17 protein-coding genes are annotated in these 17911 nt (G+C 73.5%); 6 read left to right on the forward strand and 11 right to left on the reverse strand.

From position 1 onward, the window contains the following. Position 1 precedes the first annotated feature (1 nt). Both AMK24_RS23110 and AMK24_RS23115 read right to left on the reverse strand, forming a co-directional pair. Complete coding sequence (locus tag AMK24_RS23110) at positions 2-2176, reverse strand: putative bifunctional diguanylate cyclase/phosphodiesterase (RefSeq protein ID WP_073770757.1); 2175 nt, start codon at positions 2174-2176, stop codon at positions 2-4. After that, positions 2173-2991, reverse strand: a complete 819-nt coding sequence (locus tag AMK24_RS23115) for an SAM-dependent methyltransferase (RefSeq protein WP_073770758.1) — start codon at positions 2989-2991, stop codon at positions 2173-2175. Before AMK24_RS23115 ends, AMK24_RS23110 begins: the two co-directional genes overlap by 4 nt. 1504 nt (positions 2992-4495) lie before the next feature. Between AMK24_RS23115 and AMK24_RS23125 the strand changes: the two genes are divergently transcribed. Beyond that, on the forward strand, positions 4496-5260 hold the full coding sequence (locus AMK24_RS23125; protein ID WP_073770760.1) for a bestrophin-like domain: 765 nt from the start codon (positions 4496-4498) through the stop codon (positions 5258-5260). A gap of 283 nt (positions 5261-5543) precedes the next feature. Next, positions 5544-6107: a hypothetical protein gene (locus AMK24_RS23130; RefSeq protein ID WP_073770761.1), complete on the forward strand. Its 564-nt coding sequence runs from the start codon at positions 5544-5546 to the stop codon at positions 6105-6107. Positions 6108-6198: 91 nt separating this feature from the next. Here AMK24_RS23130 and AMK24_RS23135 read toward each other — a convergent pair whose 3' ends face one another. Further along, complete coding sequence (locus AMK24_RS23135; RefSeq protein WP_073770762.1) at positions 6199-6678, reverse strand: hypothetical protein; 480 nt, start codon at positions 6676-6678, stop codon at positions 6199-6201. 327 nt (positions 6679-7005) lie between these two features. On the opposite strand from AMK24_RS23135, the gene AMK24_RS23140 reads away from it, so the two are divergent. Next, positions 7006-7668, forward strand: coding sequence for a class F sortase (locus AMK24_RS23140; protein WP_073770763.1), 663 nt, complete (start codon positions 7006-7008; stop codon positions 7666-7668). A 280-nt stretch (positions 7669-7948) separates the two neighbouring features. Here the strand turns inward: AMK24_RS23140 and AMK24_RS23150 are convergent, their stop codons facing one another. Next, complete coding sequence (locus AMK24_RS23150) at positions 7949-8800, reverse strand: polysaccharide deacetylase family protein (protein ID WP_073770765.1); 852 nt, start codon at positions 8798-8800, stop codon at positions 7949-7951. A gap of 152 nt (positions 8801-8952) precedes the next feature. Here AMK24_RS23150 and AMK24_RS23155 point away from each other — a divergent pair, with 152 nt between their 5' ends. Next, positions 8953-9420: a universal stress protein gene (locus AMK24_RS23155; RefSeq protein ID WP_073770766.1), complete on the forward strand. Its 468-nt coding sequence runs from the start codon at positions 8953-8955 to the stop codon at positions 9418-9420. On the opposite strand, the gene AMK24_RS23160 is transcribed toward AMK24_RS23155, so the two are convergent. After that, positions 9421-10635 carry a CapA family protein gene (locus AMK24_RS23160; RefSeq protein ID WP_073770767.1) on the reverse strand — a complete coding sequence of 405 codons (1215 nt, stop codon included), beginning with the start codon at positions 10633-10635 and terminating at the stop codon, positions 9421-9423. A gap of 267 nt (positions 10636-10902) precedes the next feature. Between AMK24_RS23160 and AMK24_RS23165 the strand changes: the two genes are divergently transcribed. Continuing rightward, positions 10903-11475: a sigma-70 family RNA polymerase sigma factor gene (locus AMK24_RS23165; RefSeq protein WP_073770768.1), complete on the forward strand. Its 573-nt coding sequence runs from the start codon at positions 10903-10905 to the stop codon at positions 11473-11475. Here AMK24_RS23165 and AMK24_RS23170 read toward each other — a convergent pair. Then, positions 11409-11606: a zf-HC2 domain-containing protein gene (locus AMK24_RS23170; protein WP_073770769.1), complete on the reverse strand. Its 198-nt coding sequence runs from the start codon at positions 11604-11606 to the stop codon at positions 11409-11411. The genes AMK24_RS23165 and AMK24_RS23170 overlap by 67 nt on opposite strands. Positions 11607-11718: 112 nt before the next feature. Between AMK24_RS23170 and AMK24_RS23175 the strand changes: the two genes are divergently transcribed. Continuing rightward, positions 11719-12231, forward strand: a complete 513-nt coding sequence (locus tag AMK24_RS23175; protein WP_073770770.1) for a hypothetical protein — start codon at positions 11719-11721, stop codon at positions 12229-12231. A 48-nt stretch (positions 12232-12279) separates the two neighbouring features. Here AMK24_RS23175 and AMK24_RS23180 read toward each other — a convergent pair whose 3' ends face one another. From AMK24_RS23180 to AMK24_RS23200, 5 genes are all read right to left on the reverse strand, one after another. Beyond that, positions 12280-13470 carry a sensor histidine kinase gene (locus AMK24_RS23180; RefSeq protein ID WP_073770771.1) on the reverse strand — a complete coding sequence of 397 codons (1191 nt, stop codon included), beginning with the start codon at positions 13468-13470 and terminating at the stop codon, positions 12280-12282. Beyond that, a complete protein-coding gene (locus AMK24_RS23185; RefSeq protein WP_073770772.1) occupies positions 13467-14972 on the reverse strand; it encodes a sodium/solute symporter in 1506 nt (501 codons plus the stop codon). The genes AMK24_RS23180 and AMK24_RS23185 overlap by 4 nt, the downstream gene beginning before the upstream one ends. Then, positions 14969-15331 carry a hypothetical protein gene (locus tag AMK24_RS23190; RefSeq protein WP_073770773.1) on the reverse strand — a complete coding sequence of 121 codons (363 nt, stop codon included), beginning with the start codon at positions 15329-15331 and terminating at the stop codon, positions 14969-14971. The genes AMK24_RS23185 and AMK24_RS23190 overlap by 4 nt, the downstream gene beginning before the upstream one ends. Before the next feature lie 102 nt (positions 15332-15433). After that, the gene (locus AMK24_RS23195; RefSeq protein WP_073770774.1) at positions 15434-16186 is read right to left on the reverse strand and encodes a LytR/AlgR family response regulator transcription factor; all 753 of its coding nucleotides are present in this window, start codon (positions 16184-16186) and stop codon (positions 15434-15436) included. Between the two features lie 298 nt (positions 16187-16484). After that, the gene (locus AMK24_RS23200) at positions 16485-17852 is read right to left on the reverse strand and encodes a wax ester/triacylglycerol synthase family O-acyltransferase (RefSeq protein ID WP_073770775.1); all 1368 of its coding nucleotides are present in this window, start codon (positions 17850-17852) and stop codon (positions 16485-16487) included. Positions 17853-17911: the final 59 nt, after the last annotated feature.

Genomic DNA, 17911 nt, shown 5'->3' on the forward strand with positions numbered 1-17911 from the left:
TTCAGACCGCGTCCGCCAGCAGCAGGGAGTGGATGCGGTCCGGTGCGCCGGGGCGGGCGTAGTACCAGCCCTGGGCGGTGTCGCAGCCCAGCGCCCGCAGCTGCTCCGCCTGGGCGCCCGTCTCCACGCCCTCCACCGTGACGGCCAGCTCCAGGCTGTGGGCCAGCGACACGATGCCCTCGACGATCTTCAGGTCGACCGGGTCCGCCGGGTGCTGCTGCATGCCCCGGGTGAAGGAGCGGTCCAGCTTGAGCACGCTCACCGGCAGTCTGCGCAGGTTCGCGAGGTTCGAGTATCCGGTGCCGAAGTCGTCGAGCGCGATGTCGACGCCCATCTCCGCGAGCTGGCACAGCGGTTTGAGGAGATCGTCGTCGGCGCCGATGAGGGCCGACTCGGTCACCTCCAGGCAGAGCGCGCCCGGCTCCAGACCGGAACGCTCCAGCACGTCGACCGTCTCCGCGACCAGCCGCGGGTGGTGCAGCTGGGTCGGGGAGAGGTTGACGTTGATCCGCAGCGGGCCGCCGTCGCTGTGCCGCTCCTGCCAGAAGTTCGCCTGGCGCACGGACTCCTCCAGTACCCACCGGCCGAGCGGCACGATGAGCCCGGTGTGCTCGGCGAGCGGGATGAACCGGTCGGGGCCGAGCACCCCGTGCTGCGGGTGGCACCACCGGACGAGGGCCTCGGCGCCGTGCACCGTGCCGTCGCCGAGGTGGACGAGCGGCTGGTACTCGATGAAGAACTCGCCCCGGTCCAGGGCGGCCGGGAGGGCGGTGGTCAGCCCGTGCCGGGTGATGGCGCGGGCGTCGGCCTCCGCGTCGGCGAGCTGGAAGCGGTTGCCGCCCGCCGCCTTGGCCCGGTACATCGTGATGTCGGCACTGCGCAGCACCTCGGCGGCGCTGCGCTCCCCGGAGGGGCCTTCCACGATGCCGATCGAGCCGCGGACGGTCAGCTCGCGGCCGTCGATGCGCATGGGGGTGGCGAGCGCGTTCAGGATGCGGCCCGCCAGTTCGTGCACCTCCTCGGCGGTGTTCGGGCCGGTGGTCAGGGCGACGAACTCGTCGCCGCCGAGCCGGGCGACCATCTCGCCGGGGGCGGTGGCGCAGCTCTGGAGCCGGTCCGCGACCTCGACCAGGAGGCGGTCGCCGGCGGCGTGGCCGAGACTGTCGTTGATGGCCTTGAAACCGTCGAGGTCCAGGTAGCAGAGGCCGAAGCCGACGCCCTCCCGTGCGGTGAGGGCCTTCTCCAGGCGCTCGAAGAACAGGGTCCGGTTGGGCAGCCCGGTGAGCGCGTCGTGCGTGGCCTCGTAGCGGAGCCGCAGGTTCAGCAGCCGCCGCTCGGTGGTGTCCTCCATCAGCGCGAGCTGGTACTCGGGCCGTCCCTCGGAGTCCCGCAGCAGCGAGACGGTGAGGTTGGTCCACAGGACGGTGCCGTCGTTGCGGTAGTACGCCTTCTCGACCCGGTAGTGCTCGCGTTCGCCGCGGACCAGTTCGTCGTAGTACCGCCACACCAGGGGCGAGTCCTCGGGGTGGACCCACTCGTTCACCTTGTGGCTGCGGACGTGGTGCTCCAGCCCGCCGAACATCTTGGTGAGCGTGTCGTTGATCTCCAGGATGTTGCCGTCCAGGTCGGCGATGCCGATGCCGATGGCCGCGTCCTTGAAGACCGCGCGGAACCGTGCCTGGGTAGCGTGCAGGGCCTGCTCGGCTTGCGAACGGGCCGTCAGCGCCGAGCGGGCGATGGCCTCCTGCTCGGCGAGCGTGCGCTCGCGCAGGGCGGCGGTGAATCCGGCGGCGAGGGTGTGCTGGATGCGGGCGCAGCGGGCCCGGCCGTCCTCGGTGGACAGCGCACCGGGCCCGTTGCCGCCGCAGTAGAGGACGAGGTAGGAGTCGACGACGCCGAGCGTGGAGCTGAGGGCGTCCGGGTCGGTGCAGTGCGCCTCGACGAGGGCCGCGCCGACGCGTTGCGCGGGCGAGGCGTCGAAGGGGTGGGCGTGCAGGATGCCGTTCAGCTCGCGTGCCAGGGGCAGCAGATGCTGTTCGAACTCGGGCCGGGTGAGGGAGGTGGCCGTCAGGGGGAAGATGGCGCGGCTCCAGATCCTGGCGAATCTCCGGAGCCGGCCCTCCGGACCGTCGGGCTCCGCGTCCTGCTCTCCGGACGCCTGGGCGGGGATGCTCACGCCTTGCGCCCGACCCCTGCGAAGCCCGAGAAGGCGTACGGGTCCTCCTGGGCCGGCGACTGCGGGGTGTCGGGCCGCCATTCGGGCATCGCCACGAGTCCCGGCTCGACCATCGTGCAGCCCTCGAAGAACTCGCCGATCTCCTCGCGCGAGCGCATGACCAGCGGGTTGCGGATGTCCTCGTAGACGCCGACCGTGCCGGCCGCCTCCTCCCTGGAGCGCGGGATGCCCTCGTACGAGGCGTGGGTCAGGACGATCAGGCTGCCGGGGGCCAGTGCCTCGCGCAGTTCGGCGACCGCCCCGCGCGGGTCGTCCGCGTCCTCGATGAAGTGGAGCACCGCGACCAGCAGCAGGGCCACCGGGCGGTCGAGGTCGAGCAGGCCGGTGATCTCCGGGTGGTCCAGGATCTCCTTGGGGCGGCGCAGGTCGGCGGCGGCGATGACCGCGCGGTCGTCGCCGTCGAGGACGGCCTGGCTGTGGGCCACGGCGACGGGGTCGTGGTCGACGTAGACCACCTTGGCGTCGGGGTCGGCGGCCTGGGCGACCTCGTGGACGTTGCCGAACGTCGGGATGCCGGAGCCGATGTCCAGGAACTGGTCGATGCCCGAATCGACGGCATAGCGGACGGCCCGGCGCATAAAGGCGCGATTGGCCTGCATGATCTTGGGAAGGCCCGGAAGGAACTCCATGGCCTTGCGCGCGGCTTCCCGGTCCACCTCGAAATTGTGCGATCCGCCCAGATAGAAGTCGTACATGCGAGACACGCTCGGCACCGAAAGGTCAATGCCCTGCGGTGCCCAGGCGGGACGCTCCATCGATGTCTCCAACAAGTCGCCACGGCGATCCGGCCATGTTCATGGTCAGTGTTGACCAGAGGCTACTGATCGTCCACCAGGAGAGCGAGTGGAAACGGAAATTCGCGATCCGTTATTGGTCACACTCCGGTGGCATCTCCCGCCCACCCGTCGCTGCGCGTATACGGACGGCGACGGACCGGCACTCCAAAGGCCGTTTGCCGGTGGTCCGGGGCCACTTGGGGCTCCTGGGCGGCGGTTCGGCGGTGGCCCGGGGGCACTTGGGGATCCTGGACGGCGGTCCGCCGGGACCCGGGATTACTCCGGAGCTCCGAGGAGTTCCGCATCCGGGAAAACGGCGCACCCGGTTCCGGCGACGCACCGCCCGTGGGCGTCGCCGGGTTTCTCGCCGCACCCGAAGGGGGAGAGAGGCCGGCAGTCGACGGCCCGCCGCTCGACACCGGGGGCGGCCGAAAGCGACGTATCCCTCCCACCCCACTCCGACGACCGCATTTCTGGCCACGAGAGCAACTACCGGCCACTTCCTGGAACAGCCACCTCTGCACGCGGTCTTCATGGGCGGGAACCCTCGGTGAACCGGTAAACCGTCATGCCCGTGCCGCACCCCCGATGTCGCCGCGTTCCGGGGCGTCTCGGACCGAAAGCCCGGCGGGGGCGACCGGTTCGGCCCCGGCCGCTCCGTCGGCTCTGAGGGGCCGGCCCGCGCAGGCCCCCCGGGGGGGCGGGGAGTCGACGGGGCCGCCGTCAGCCTTGTTCGAAGAAAGTCCCGAAAACACCGGGAGGCCCCGGGACCGCCACGTAAACACGAATGACCCAATAACCGCACGATCGGGCGAATCACCCACTCGAACGGCGTGTCGTCCGGTTTCACGGTTCATGCTGCCCGTCGTGCACGGATCACGCATCGCGCGGCTCTCGACGGTCGCCGCACTCCTCTGGCTGACAGCCGTACCGCTGCCGGCCGCCGCCGACAGCTGCGCGGTGGCCACGGTCGGGCAGGACGGCGGCATTACGGCGGTCGCGGTGGCGGGGAGCGGGGACTGCGATCCGGTCCCCACCCCGCCACCGCCCACACCGCCCCCGCCCACACCTCCGCCACCCCCGCCTCCTCCGTCTCCACCCCCTCCACCGCCGAAGCCCCTGCCTCCGCCGCCGAAGCCCTCGCCGCCGCCTCCCGCTCCCCCGTCTCCCGATCCACCGCCGCCGGTGGCCGCCGAACCGCCGCCTCCGCCACCCCCGTCGCCCTCTCCTCCCCCGCCACCGGCACGACCGGTACCGCCGGCCCCGGCTCCCCCGCCGAAACCCTCGCCCGCGCCGGAGCCCCCGGCGCGGACCGGGCCGCCGTCGCCCCGGGCCGTCGCCCTGCCCACGTACCGCAAAACCGTCCGCAAGCAGCCGAGGAGCGGGCCGTCGCTGGTCTCCCTGACGCTGCTCATCACCGCCCCGGCGGTGTTCGCCGTCGCCGTACTGCGCCCGCGATCATCCCGCTGACCTGGAGAGACGCATGTCCGAATGGCTCGTCCTGAGCATTGCCATGGCCTCCGCCTGCGCGGTGGTCCTCACCATCGCCGTCCTGAACAACCGGCGGATCGGGGAGGACGACGACCCGTCCGAGACACCTGACGTCATCGAGTACATGACGATGATGATCGGCGTGGTCTACGCGATCGTCCTGGGCCTCGCCATCGCGGGCGTCTGGGAGGGCCGCAGTGCCGCCCAGGAGTCCGTGCGCATCGAGGCGCAGGCGCTGCACGAGGTGCGGGAGCGGGCTTCGGTCTACCCGGCGGAGGTCCGCGACCGCATCCGGGCGGACGTGGACGCCTATGTCGGCCATGTGGTCCACGACGAGTGGAAGGTGATGTCCGAACAGCACACGCTCACCGAGCACGGCACCGAACTGCTGGCCAAGGTACGGGCGGACGTGACCGACTACGTACCGCAGAACGACCACGAGGGGCAGGCGTACCAGCCGCTGGTCGACCAGGTGGCGGCGGCGGACGACGCCCGCAGCTCGCGGGGGCAGAACGCCGGGGCGACGATGCCCGGGGTGGTCTGGTTCGGGCTGATCATCGGGGCCCTGGTGACGGTGGGGCTGGTCTTCACGCTGCAGATCCGCAGAACGTTCCGCGAACTGCTCCTGGCGGGCCTGTTCAGCGCCCTCATCGCTTTCCTGCTCTTCCTCATCTGGGACTTCGACGCGCCCTTCGGCCGGGGCATCTCGGCCACCGCGGAGCCGTTCCTCGCCATGTTTCCGGGGGTCGCCGACTGAGGACGGCTCCATGGGGTGACGGGCGAGCGCGGCGAACGGGCCCGGGACGAGCGCGGCGAACAGGCCCGGAGAGAGCACGGCGGGCGGGTCCGGTGAACAGGTGCGGTCCCCGGAGGGCGGAGTCGGCGGGTGGGCCGGCCGGGGGACCCCGCTGCCCCATTCGCCGGACCCCGATCGCGGGCCGGGGAGACCCCTCTTAGCGTGTCGGGCATCGAGGTGCATTTTTCCTGCTATGTGGAAATTCGTTCCGCAGCTGCCCCTCGGGGAACCCGGAGGATCCACCATGCGCGCGATACGTGTCGCACCGCTCGCCCTGCTCGGCGCCGGCGCCCTGGCGCTGATCGCCCCGTCCGCCGCCTTCGCCGCGCCGGACGGGGCTTCCAGCACGTTCAACCCGACCATCACGCCCTCGGTCATCGCACCGGGCGGCCGGGTGACGCTCGGTTCCGGCGGGTGCACGGGCGAGACGACCGTCAGCTCGGGCGTCTTCGACACGACCGTGATCCCCAGCGGCAGCACGACGGGCTCCGCCACCGTCGACACCGACGCCCGCCGGGGCGCCGTCTACGCCGTGACGTTCTCGTGCGGCTCCACCGGCACCTCCCGGAACGTCAACCTGACGATCACCGGCGGCGCCACGAGCACCCCCACCCCGACCACGAGGCCCACCACGGTCCCCACCGCCAGTTCGACGGCGCTCGTGCCGGGCGGGGTGCGCGGCGGCCTCGGCGGCAGCGCCGCCTCCACCGACACGCTGGAGATCGCCGCGGGAGCGGCCCTGGTGGCCGCGGCGGCCTCGGGCGCCCTCTACTTCGCGCGCCGCCGCGCCGCCGACCGCCGCCACTGACCGCGCTCATGCGGCGTACGGCAGTCGCCCCGGGTCCTGATCCAGGACTCGGGGCGACGGGCGTATCGGGCCGGGCAGGAGGTTCGACACCCTAGAACGCCGCATGGCCCGTCCGCCGCCGACGGACGAGGAAGACCGCGCCGCCGACCGCGGCGGCGGCCACCAGACCGCCGCCGACCTGCATCTCCACGGAGCTCGGGCCCATCGAGCCGCCGAGCCCGCCCTGGGCGCCGTTGCCGGCGAGCACGGTGAACTTGTGCGTCTCCACCCGGCTGTTGTCGTTGCACTTCACCGAGAGGTTGTAGTGCCCCGGCGTGGCGTTGTGACGGATGTGCGCCGTGGCGTATCCCGTGCCGCCTGCGGAGAGTTCGGTCGTCGGGAACGCGTTCGACCAGACCTTGCCGCCGTGCCCGCAGCCCTGCGCGGTGACCTTCATGGTCGCGCCCTGGTGGACCGAGTACGGGTTGACGGTGATGTTGCTCGGACCGTTGGTGGCGGCGGCCATGGGGGCCGCCAGCCCGACAGCCGCGAAGGCGGTCGCGGTGACCGCGAGAGCGCGTGAAGCACGCATCGTGTGAACCTCCAGCGGGAAACGCCCCCAGGGGCTGCTCCCCCGGGGATGGATCGACGTGAACGCCTCCCATGACGAACACTCACCAGTAGGCCGGGGAGTCGCACTTCGGCGTTGCGCCACCCCGGTGACGCGACACGCCGCGCGGAGCCCCCTGAACCTGACGGATTCGCAGGTCACGAGCCGTCAGGATTTTTATCTGTTCATTACTCCGATGGGCAGCACCCGGCACCGCCCCGGGCGCCCCCGCCACCCGTTCGCCCCTCTCCGATCGCCGCTCCCGCGCCCCGCCCTTAACGTTCACAGCGTCGCGACGAAGGGAGAACCATGGGCCGGGACTACGCCGGTGGCGAGCGGACCAGACGTGTGCCCTGGGGGGCGATCGCCCTGGTGCTGCTCAGCGGCCTCGCCCTCATGCGCAACGGGACGGAGTTCGGCGACGCGGGACCGCCCCAGCCCGCCGCCGCCGCCTCGCTCGACCTGGACAAGGACGCCGCGGGACCGCCGGTGGAGGGCGAGCCGGTACAGCCGCTGCCGTACGCACCGGCCTCCCGGGTGAAGATCTCCTCCATCGACGTGGACGCCCCGATCATCGACGTCAACCTGGACGCCGCCGGCTGGATCGAGGCCCCGCCCGCCGAGGACCCCAACCTCGCCGGCTGGTACCAGAACGGCATCGCCCCCGGTCAGCGCGGCACCGCCGTCGTCGTCGGCCATGTCGACAACAACTCCGGGCCCGCCGTCTTCTACGGTCTCGGCTCGCTCCGCAAGGGGCACCGCGTCGAGGTCACCCGGTACGACGGCCGGGTCGGGATCTTCGAGGTGTACGGGGTCGAGGTCTTCTCCAAGAACGACTTCCCCGGGCCCCGGGTCTACGGCGACACCGGCCACGCGGAGCTGCGGGTCATCACCTGCGGCGGGGGTTACACGAAGGCGGACGGCTACGACGGCAACGTGGTGGTCTTCGCCCGGCTCGTCGGCACCCGCTGACCCGGCGGCGACGGACGCCGCGCCCCCGCACGGCCGCGCCCCCGGCGATCACGCCGGCGCCGGTCCTGTCGGGGGCGCCGTCGCGCGCGCCACGCCGGTCCGCTCTGGGTGTGTTTCGAAAGTAGCGCCGTCCGCCTGGAGGGCGGGCTCGGCGGCGTCCGGTGCGTGCGATCGCAAGGCGGGGGGCCGCCCCGATACCGGATGTATCGGGGTGGTCCCGACAACGCGGCGAGCGTGCGTGCCGGGCGTCGCCGAACAGGCGGGACTTTCGAAACACGCCCTAGACGCGGTGGGGCACCGTGATGCGGTAACCGCTCTCCAGCAGCCGGGGCAGGTAGCGGCGCAGGGCCGCGACGCTCTGCGAGCGGTCGCCGCCCGCGTCGTGCGAGAGGACGACGACGCCGGGGGCCGCGCCGTCCAGCACCCGCCGCACGATCACGCCGGTCCCCGGCGTCCTCCAGTCGAGCGTGTCCACGGTCCAGGCCATGGGCTCCATGCCCAATTCGGCCCCGATCTCGAAGGAGTTGCGGTTCCACGCCCCATAGGGGGCGCGGTACCACAGCGGCGGGCCCCCGAGCGTCCGGTCCACCGCCTCGCTGGTACGCCCCAGCTCGTCGCGGATCGCGGCGCGGGAGAGCTTCGGGATCAGCGGGTGGGACCAGGAGTGGTTGCCCACCACGTGCCCGTCGTCGGCCATCTCGCGCAGCAGGTCCGGGTTGCCCTCGGCCATCTCGCCGCAGACGAAGAACATCGCGCGGACCCGGTGCTTGCGCAGGGTGGCCAGGATGTGCGGGGTGTAGAGCGGGTCGGGGCCGTCGTCGAAGCTGAGGACCATCGAGTGCCCGAGGTCGGGGAGGTGTTCGAAGGGCCGGTTCCGCACGGGCGGCCGGGCCGGTCTGAACCGGGGCGGGGCGTGGCCCGTCATGGGTTCGAGCCGGTAGGGGGAGGGGCGGCCCCGCACGGCGGCCGGGGGCCCCGCGGCCGCGGCGGGCGGGGCCCCGGCGGGGTGTGCGGGGCGCGTGGGCGTCGACGCCGGACCGGCGGCGACCAGGTGGACGGCGGTGGCGGTTCCGAGGCCGAGGGCGATCCTCAGCAGCGTGCGGCGCTCGGGTCGGGGGAGATCACTTCTCATGGCCAACTGCTCGCACGGCCCACGGTCTCGTCCGGCCGCCGACACCAAGCATTGACCGTTTTGTACCCATTCGACGCAGTATGCTCATCATCTTCGGAGCCCGCCGCAGCCCCCGGGCCCCGCCCTTCGGCCGAGCCGATAGCCTCGGAGCCGTGACAGAGCAGCGACCCCACCCTCATCGGTTCGAACGCGGGACGGACGGCCCCAAGGTGATCGTCGCGGGGGTGGACGGCTCCGATTCGTCGATGCGCGCGGCAGCCTACGCCGCGGGGCTCGCCCGCCGGCAGAACGCCGTGCTGGCCCTCGTGTACGTCCAGCCCGTCATCACGGCGGGCGCGGCGCTGGGCGTGCCGGTGGCCGACACGACGACCGAGGTCGCGGAAGGCCTGGTCTCCGAGATCCGTGAGGCCGCCGAGCGCTTCCGGGACGCGTGGGACGTGCGCTGGGAGTTCCACACCTTCCGGGGCGACCCCTACAACGGGCTGGTGACCGCGGCCGACGAACTGAAGGCGGACGCGGTCGTGGTCGGGGCCTCGGAGTCGGCGGGGCACCGCTTCATCGGTTCGGTGGCCGTACGCCTGGTGAAGGCGGGGCGCTGGCCCGTCACCGTGGTGCCGTAGTCACCGCCCTCGGCCCCGCTCGGCCATGAGGAGCCCGTCGTCCCCCGCCCCCCGGCCGAGGACGACGGCACGGATGCGGTCGCGGATCTCGCGCAGGTGCTCGGCCCCGTCGTCGATCGCGGCGTTGAGGTCGACGGCGCGGCCGGTGACGGTGTCGTACCACTGCGGGACGAACTCGGCCTTCTTCACGGTCCAGCGCTCACCGGGTCCGGCGGGCGGCGCGAAGGTGAAGCGCGCCATCGAACTCTGGTTGCCGCGCGGGTCCTGGACCCCCTCGTCGTTGATCATCGCTCCGGCGATCTGGTCGCCCATGCCGTAGACGACCCAGGTGCCGTTGACCTTCTCGTACGCCTGGGGCACGTGGGCGTGCGTACCGACCACGACGTCCACGTCCGGGCGCCCCCGGTCGGTGGAGGCGGTGATCCTCCGGGCCAGCTCCCGTTGGCGCGCGTCCGGCTCGTCCTGCCACTCGGTGCCCCAGTGGATGGAGAGCACCACGACGTCGGCGCCCGCCCGGCGGGCGGCCCTGGCCTCCTCGACGATCCCGCGCTCGTCGGTCACGTCGACCGTCCAGGGCCGGTCGGCGGGGGGCGGGATGTCGTTGGTGCCGTAGGTGTACGCGAGATGGGCGACCTTGGCGGCGTGCTCGCCCGGCCCCGCGGGCAGGATCGTGGGCCGGGCGGCCTCGGCGGCGGTGCGGGCGGAGCCCGCGTGCCGGACGCCCGCCCGGTCCAGGGCGTCGAGCGTGCGCCGTACACCCTCGGCACCGTCGTCGAGGGTGTGGTTGGAGGCGGTGGAACAGGAGTCGAATCCGGTGGTGCGCAGGGCGGAGGCGATCTCTGGCGGCGACTTGAAGCTGGGGTAGCCGGTGTAGGGGCCGCCCTTCTTCCCGTAGACCGTCTCCATATGGCAGAACGCCAGGTCCGCGCCGGAGACCACCGGGGCGACGCCCGCCAGCATCGGGGCGAAGTCGTAGCCCGCGCCGCCCGCGTCGGCGGCGGCCCGGTCGATCACGGAGGAGTGCGGCAGGACGTCGCCCGCGGCGAGCAGCGTGAACGGCCGGGGGCCCTCGGCGTGCCGCCCGTTCGCGCCACGGGCCGCGGCGGGGGACTCGCCCGGCTCGGGGGGCGCGGGCCGCTGCCCGGTGCAGCCGGTGGCCGCGGCGAGCAGGAGGGCGAGGGCGGCCACGGCGCCCGGTCGGATGCGCTGGGTCATCTGCTCGGCTCCATGTTCGGATGATTACGACTATCCGACTACATAGATCTTCATACCGGATAAGCAAGGAGCATGGCCGCATACCTAGCTGAACCGGTCGTACCGGCCGACCCCGACGGCCCCTCGACCGTTCACCGCACCATTCGCCGCACTGAGCGACCGCTCGTCGCACGCCTCGGCGCACCGCCTGTTCCCGCGCCGCCGAATGCGTTCGTATACGCCAGTCGGCAACGAGGCCGCCAGGGGCCTCGGCGGGAGAGGACGTTCATGAAGACCACCACGACGACCGATGAGCGGACCCTGGCGGAGCTCCAGCGGGAGCACGGCCCCGCCCTGTTCCACTTCCTGCTCGGCCTGACCTTCGGGGACCGGCAGCGGGCCGAGGACCTGGTGCAGGAGACCCTGGTACGCGCCTGGCAGCACCCCGAGGCGTTCGACGCCCCCTACGCCTCGATGCGGCCCTGGCTGTTCACCGTCGGCCGCCGCCTCGCGATCGACGCCCGGCGCGCCCGGCAGGCCCGGCCGGCCGAGGTCGCCGACACGGTTCTGGAGACCACCCCGGACACCCGGGACACCGCGGACAGCGCCGTGCACGCCCTCGACGTCCGCGAGGCGGTCCGCACCCTCAGCCCCGAGCACCGCGCGGTGCTGGTGCAGATCTACTTCCGGGGCCTGAGCGTCGGCGAGACGGCCGAGGTGCTCGGCATCCCCGCGGGGACCGTCAAGTCCCGTTCGTACTACGCCCTGCGGGTCCTCGCGCGTACCCTGCCCGGTTACTCCCGCAGGTCCTCCGCCCGGACCAGCGCCAGCAGGGCGGACGCCTCGGCCATCTCCACGTAGACCTGGGCGCAGCCGTCGCAGCCCCGGAGGTGCCGGGCGACGCGGCGCGTCTCCAGAGCGTCCAGGGCGTCCAGGACGTACGCACCGAGCAGCAGGCGCACATGCGGGTCGTCGCCGGGGTCGGCACTCATTCGCAGCCTCGCATCTCCTGGGCGATCCTCCCCTTCTGTCCACGCCGGAGGCCCGCCCCCGGTTCAATGCTGCGTGAAGCCCGGCACCGAGCGAGGAAAGAGGCGAGACGGGATGCGTCCCGAGGATACGGAGGGGACCGGTGGGAACGGGCTCCGGGTACCGATGACCTGGCTGGTCACCGAGTACATGGCCGACGAGCTGCTGCGGACCGGCGATCTGATGGAGCCGGGCACGCCGGAGTTCCGCGCCGGGCGCGACGCGCTCGCGCTGACGATGTTCCTGTGCGAGCGCCCCGGGGAGACAGCGGCCCTCGCCGTCCTGCCCGACGCGCGGGTGGAGGAGCTGCGGAAGCTCACCGCGTACGCGTGCGCCTGGCGCGGCTGGATCTGCGAGCGGCTGGCGGAGGCCGGGCCGCGCACCGGCCCCGAGGACCCCGATCCGGCGCTGGCCCGGTCGGCGTGGCGCTGGCTGGAGGAGACCGAGCTGCCGGCCGCGGACCTGGACGCGATCGGCCCCGCGCCCTGGGCCGCCGCCGGCCCCGCGGGCGATCAGGAGGTCCGGGTCTGGACACCCGCCTGGCAGTTGGGGCTGCCTCTCGCCCACCTGGCCGTCCAGCTGTACTGAGAGCGGCCCCCCGGGGCGGGAGCGGGGCCTCGGCGCCGTCGGCCGGGCTCAGGAACCGTGCACTCCGGCGCGGTACTTGGGCAGCCGCAGCGTGATCTTCATGCCCGCCCCGACCCCGGTCTCGATGACCAGGCCGTAGTCGTCGCCGTAGACCTGGCGCAGCCGCTGGTCCACGTTGAGGAGGCCGATGCCGGCGGAGGCGCCGCCCTCGCCGCGCAGGATCCGCCGCAGCCGCTCGGGGTCCATGCCCGTCCCGTCGTCCTCGATGACCACCTCGGCCTCCGAACCGGCGTCCAGGGCGCTGATGGTGATCCGGCTGCGGGTGACCGCTCCTTCGAGGCCGTGTTTGACGGCGTTCTCCACGAGCGGCTGGAGGCACAGGAACGGCAGCGCGACCGGCAGCACCTCGGGGGCGACCTGGAGGGTCACGGCGAGCCGTTCCCCGAAGCGGGCCCGGACGAGCGCCAAGTACTGGTCGATGGAGTGCAGTTCGTCCGCCAGCGTGGTGAACTCCCCGTGCTGGCGGAACGAGTAGCGGGTGAAATCGGCGAACTCCAGCAGCAGTTCACGGGCCTGTTCGGGGTCGGTCCGGACGAACGAGGCGATCGCCGCGAGCGAGTTGAAGATGAAGTGGGGGGAGATCTGCGCCCGAAGGGCCTTGATCTCGGCCTCGATGAGCTGGGTGCGGGAGCGGTCCAGCTCGGCCAGTTCGAGCTGGACGCAGACCCAGCGCGCCACCTCCCCCGCCGCCCGGGCCAGCACCGCCGACTCGCGCGGGGCGTAGGCGACGAGCGCGCCGAGGACCCGGTTCTCGACGGTGAGCGGTACGGCGACGGCCCAGCGCAGCGGGCAGTCGAGGTCGGCGCAGCCGCTGTCGAAGGCGGTGCCGCGGCCGTTGTCCAGCAGCGCCTTCAGGTGCTCCATCACGTCCTTGCCGTGGTGGTGCCCGGCCCCGTCCCAGACCAGCACCCGGTCCCGGTCGGTGAGGCAGAGGGCGTCCGTGCCGAGCAGGGAGCGCAGCCTGCGGGCGGCGCGCCGGGCGCTCTCCTCGGTGAGTCCGGCCCGCAGCGGCGGGGCGGCCAGCGACGCGGTGTGCAGGGTCTCGAAGGTGGCGTGCTCGACGGGGGTGCCGACGTCGCTGGGGCGCACCGGCCGGGCGGTGCGGCGGCCCAGCAGATGACCGGCCCCGAACAGCAGCGCGGCCAGGACGACGAGGACGGCGGCCCCGGCTCCGGTCATCGCTCCCTCCCGGGGGCCGCCCGCGCCGGGGTGAGGGCTTCGGGGAGGTGGAAGCGCGTCATGGCGGCGTTGGTGCCCGGGGGTATGCGTCCGGGGGTGGCGAGCGAGACGAGGATCATCGCGAGGAAACCCACGGGAACCGACCAGACGGCGGGCCAGGCGAGCAGGGCGTGCGGCCAGCCCGGCGGGCGTACGGCTCCGCTGACGGTGATGGCCACGGCGAGCAGCGCGGACCCCCCGCCGAGCAGGAGCCCGGCTGCCGCGCCGGGCGGGGTGAGCCGCCGCCACCAGATGCCGAGGACCAGCAGGGGGCAGAAGGAGGAGGCGGAGACGGCGAAGGCCATGCCCACCGCGTCGGCCACCGGCACCCGGCTGACCAGCAGCGAGATCAGCAGCGGTACGGCGATGGCGAGGACGGTGGCCAGGCGGAAGTGGCGTACCCCGCGCGAGGGCAGCACGTCCTGGGTGATCACACCGGCCACGGCCATGGTGAGGCCGGAGGCGGTGGACAGGAACGCGGCGAACGCCCCGCCCGCGATCAGCGCCCCGAGGAGGTCGCCGCCGACGCCGCCGATCACCCGGGCCGGCAGCAGCAGGACGGCCGCGTCCGCGTCTCCCCCGTACCGCAGTTCGGGGGTGTAGAGGCGGCCGAGCGCCCCGTAGAGGGGCGGCAGCAGGTAGAAGAGGCCGACCAGGGCGAGGACGGCGACGGTGGTGCGGCGGGCGTCGCGGCCGTTGGGGCTGGTGTAGAAGCGGACGACGACGTGGGGCAGGCCCATGGTGCCGAGGAAGGTCGCGACGATCAGCCCGTAGGTGGCGTAGAGGGGGTGGTCGGCGCGGAAGACGGCGAGCTGGTCGTCGAGGCCGACGCGGGGCCGGCCGTCGCCCTGCCAGGCGAGGACCAGGAAGAGGGCGGGGACTAGGAGGGCGGTGAGCTTCAGCCAGTACTGGAAGACCTGGACGAAGGTGATGGAGCGCATGCCGCCCGCGGCGACGGCGGCGGTCACGACGGTGGCGACGAGGACGTCGCCGAGCCATCCGGGGGCGCCGGTGAGGATCTTGAGGGTGAGTCCGGCGCCCTGGAGCTGGGGGACGAGGTAGAGCCAGCCGGCGCCGACGACGAGGGCGCTGACCAGGCGGCGGACCCGCCGTGATTCGAGCCGGCCCTCGGCGAAGTCGGGCAGGGTGTACGCCCCGGAGCGGCGCAGGGGCGCGGCGACGAAGACGAGGAGCACGAGGTATCCGGCGGTGTAGCCCACCGGGTACCAGAGCATGTCGGGGCCGTGGACGAGGACGAGCCCGGCGACGCCGAGGAAGGAGGCGGCCGAGAGGTATTCACCGCTGATCGCGGCGGCGTTGAGCCGGGGCCGCACGGTGCGGGAGGCGACGTAGAAGTCGGAGGTCGTACGGGAGATCCGCAGGCCGAAGCCGCCGACGAGGACGGTGGCGAGGACGACGAGGGCGACGGCCACCCAGGACGCCGTGTGGTCGGGGGTGCTCACGGCGCGGGGCGGCCCTCCACCAGCCGGGCGAAGTCGCGCTCGTTGCGCTCGGCCCGGCGGACGTACCACCAGGCGGCGAGGGTGAGCGGCGGGTAGGCGGCGAAGCCGAGCACCCCCCAGACCAGGGCGGAGCTGTCCAGCGCGGCGAACAGCAGCGGCAGGGTACCCGTGACGAGGGCGAGCACGCCGAAGACGGTGAGCCCGGCGCGCAGTTGGCCGCGCATCAGCGAGCGCACGTAGGCCCCGCCGAGTGCGGTCTGTTCGTCGATCTCCGCCTGGGTGCGGTAGCGGGGCAGCGGGCGCACCCGGCGCGGCTCCCCCGTCACCACTTCCCGCCGGGGGGTTGGCTCTGCGGACATGGGCTCGGAGTGTAGGCGTCGGCGGGCCGCGCTGGGAAGGGAACGCGAAAGGTCTCCCCAGGTCAGCGGCGACGCCGTGCCGTATCGCGACCTCCTGATCCGTCAGCGGCCGCCCTGGCGCATCAGGAGGTCGCGCAGCGCGCGGGTGTGGCGGCGACTGACGGCGAGCTCGGCCTCTCCGACGCGTACGCTCATGCTGCCCGCGTCCAGGCGCAGTTCGTCGATCCGGCCGAGGGCCACGAGGTGGCGGCGGTGGATGCGGACGAAGCCGCGGGAGCGCCAGCGCTCCTCCAGGGTGGTGAGCGGGATGCGGACGAGGTGGCTGCCCGTGGCGGTGTGCAGCCGCGCGTAGTCGCCCTGAGCCTCGGCGTACGCGATCTCGTCGATGGGGATGAAGCGGATCACGCCGCCGAGTTCGACCGGGATCTGGTCGGCGGCGCCGTCGTGGACCGGGGCGGACCGGTCCCCCACCTGCTCGGCGACCCGGCGGACGGCTTCGGCGAGTCGTTCCCGGCGGACCGGTTTGAGGACGTAGTCGACCGCCTTGAGGTCGAACGCCTGGAGGGCGAAGCCCTCGTGGGCGGTGACGAAGACGATGAGCGGGGGCGCGGCGAACCCGGCGAGGAGCTGGGCGACGTCCAGGCCGGTGAGACCGGCCATGTGGATGTCGAGGAAGACCACGTCGATGGCCGAGGGGTCCTCGGGGCCGGCGTCCACCGCACCGGCGATGCGGCGCAGGGCCTCGGTGGCGCCGGTGGCGCCCTCGGCGCTGCGGACACGGGGGTCGGCGCGCAGCAGGTAGAGGAGCTCCTCCAAGGCGGGTCGTTCGTCGTCGACGGCGAGTACGCGCAGCATGAGGCCGGAGTTTAGGTGTTTCCGGGGCCGGTGGCGCGAGTGGTGCACGGCTTGTTCCCGTACCGCGGCACACGCGGACGGCCGAGCCCATGAGGGCAGGAGCCCTCTCCTGGGCGTGCTCGGGGGCGCCGGGGCGTGGTCGGAGTCGCCCCCGCCGGGTGGTGGCCGGGCGCAGGGCGGGGGGCTCGTGCCGGGGCGGGGCGGCGGGAAGGAGGCCTTCCAGCGGGGGCCGCGGGGCTTCGGCGCCGGGCGGTCGGGGCACGGCTCGGGACTGTCGCAGCCGGTGGGCCGCCGCCTGTCAGGACACCGGCGCGCGGTCCGTGCCGGTGGCGAGGGCGTACAGCTCCGTGAACTCCTCCCCCACCGCCGCGGCGAGCCGTTCGAGGTCGGGCAGTGCCTTGCCGTCGGCCACCAGGCCCACGTGCACCCGCCCGCCGTAGGTGGTCAGGGCGACCGCCAGGGACTGGCCCCGGGCCAGCGGGGCCATGGGGTAGAGGGCGGTGAGGGGGCAGCCGCCGAGCGAGAGCGCGGAACGGGGCAACGGCACGCTGGTGACCAGGACGTCGAAGAGCACGCGGGCGGCGCCGGCGGCCAGGGGCGCACCGAACCGGTGTGCCAGTGGCGGGAGTTGATCAGCGAGTACGGCGACGGCTCCGGCGCCCCTGAGCGGGCCGGCCGCCTTGTTGCGGTCCATCGCGCACCGGACCGCCCGGAGGCGTGCGCGCGGGTCGGCCTCGGCGACCGGCAGCCCGAGCAGATAGGCGGAGAGCCGGTTCCCGGAGGCGGCGGCGCTGCCGGGGCGGCGTCGGGAGACGGGGACCAGGGCGCGCGGAGCGGCGGCGGGCAGGGGTTCGCCGCGCTCGGCCATCCAGCGGCGCAGCGCCCCGGCGACGACGGTGAGGAGGATGTCGTTGGCGGTACCGCCCTCGGCGCGCCGGATCCGCTGGAGGTCCCCGGCGTCGAGGTCGGCGGTGGCCAGGCGGCGGGTGCCGCTGGAGGGGGCGGCGAGGGCGGAGGGGCCCCACAGGTCGAGGCGTCCGGCTCGGACGACGCAGGCCCCCACGCCGAGCGCCCGGCCGACCTCGCCGATCCGCCCGAGGGCCATGCCCGCCATCTCCCGGAGGCCGGGCAGCCACGACCGGGGCGGGACGGGCGGACGGCTCCGGGAGGCGGCGCGGACGGTGGTGACGGCGGCGATCTCGTCGAAGATCCCGGCCCCGATGGCCACCGCCCGCAGACCGTCGGCCAGCGCGTGGTGCAGCTTGACCAGGACGGCGAAGGGCCCGCCGTCCGCGCCGCCGATGAGGTACATCCGCCACGGCGGCAGCCCGCGCTCCAGGGGGCTCTCCATCAGCTCCCCGGCCAGGCGGGTGGCCTCCGCCGTGAAGTCGCCGTCGCCCACGGGGACGTGTTCGACGTGCCGGTGCACGTCGAAGTCCTGGTCCACGGCCCAGGCCGCGCCGCCGACCGGCAGCAGGACGTCCCGTACGCGCAGGCGCAGCCGGGGGACGGCGGCGGCGCGCTCGGCGAGGAGGCCGAGAATCCGCCGCGGACCGGCGCCGGGCGTCGGGGCGAAGACGGCGAGCGCGCCCAGGTGCATCGGGTGGGCGTCCGATTCGAGGTGCCAGAAGGCGAGATCGAGCGGAGCCAGGAGCTCGGTACTCAACGGGGGCCTCATGTCGTCGAAGATGGCGTCGAGGGCGGCGGGGCCGGGGCGGCCGGTCT

Source organism: Streptomyces sp. CB02366 (assembly GCF_001905905.1).
Classification (GTDB): Bacteria; Actinomycetota; Actinomycetes; order Streptomycetales; family Streptomycetaceae; genus Streptomyces.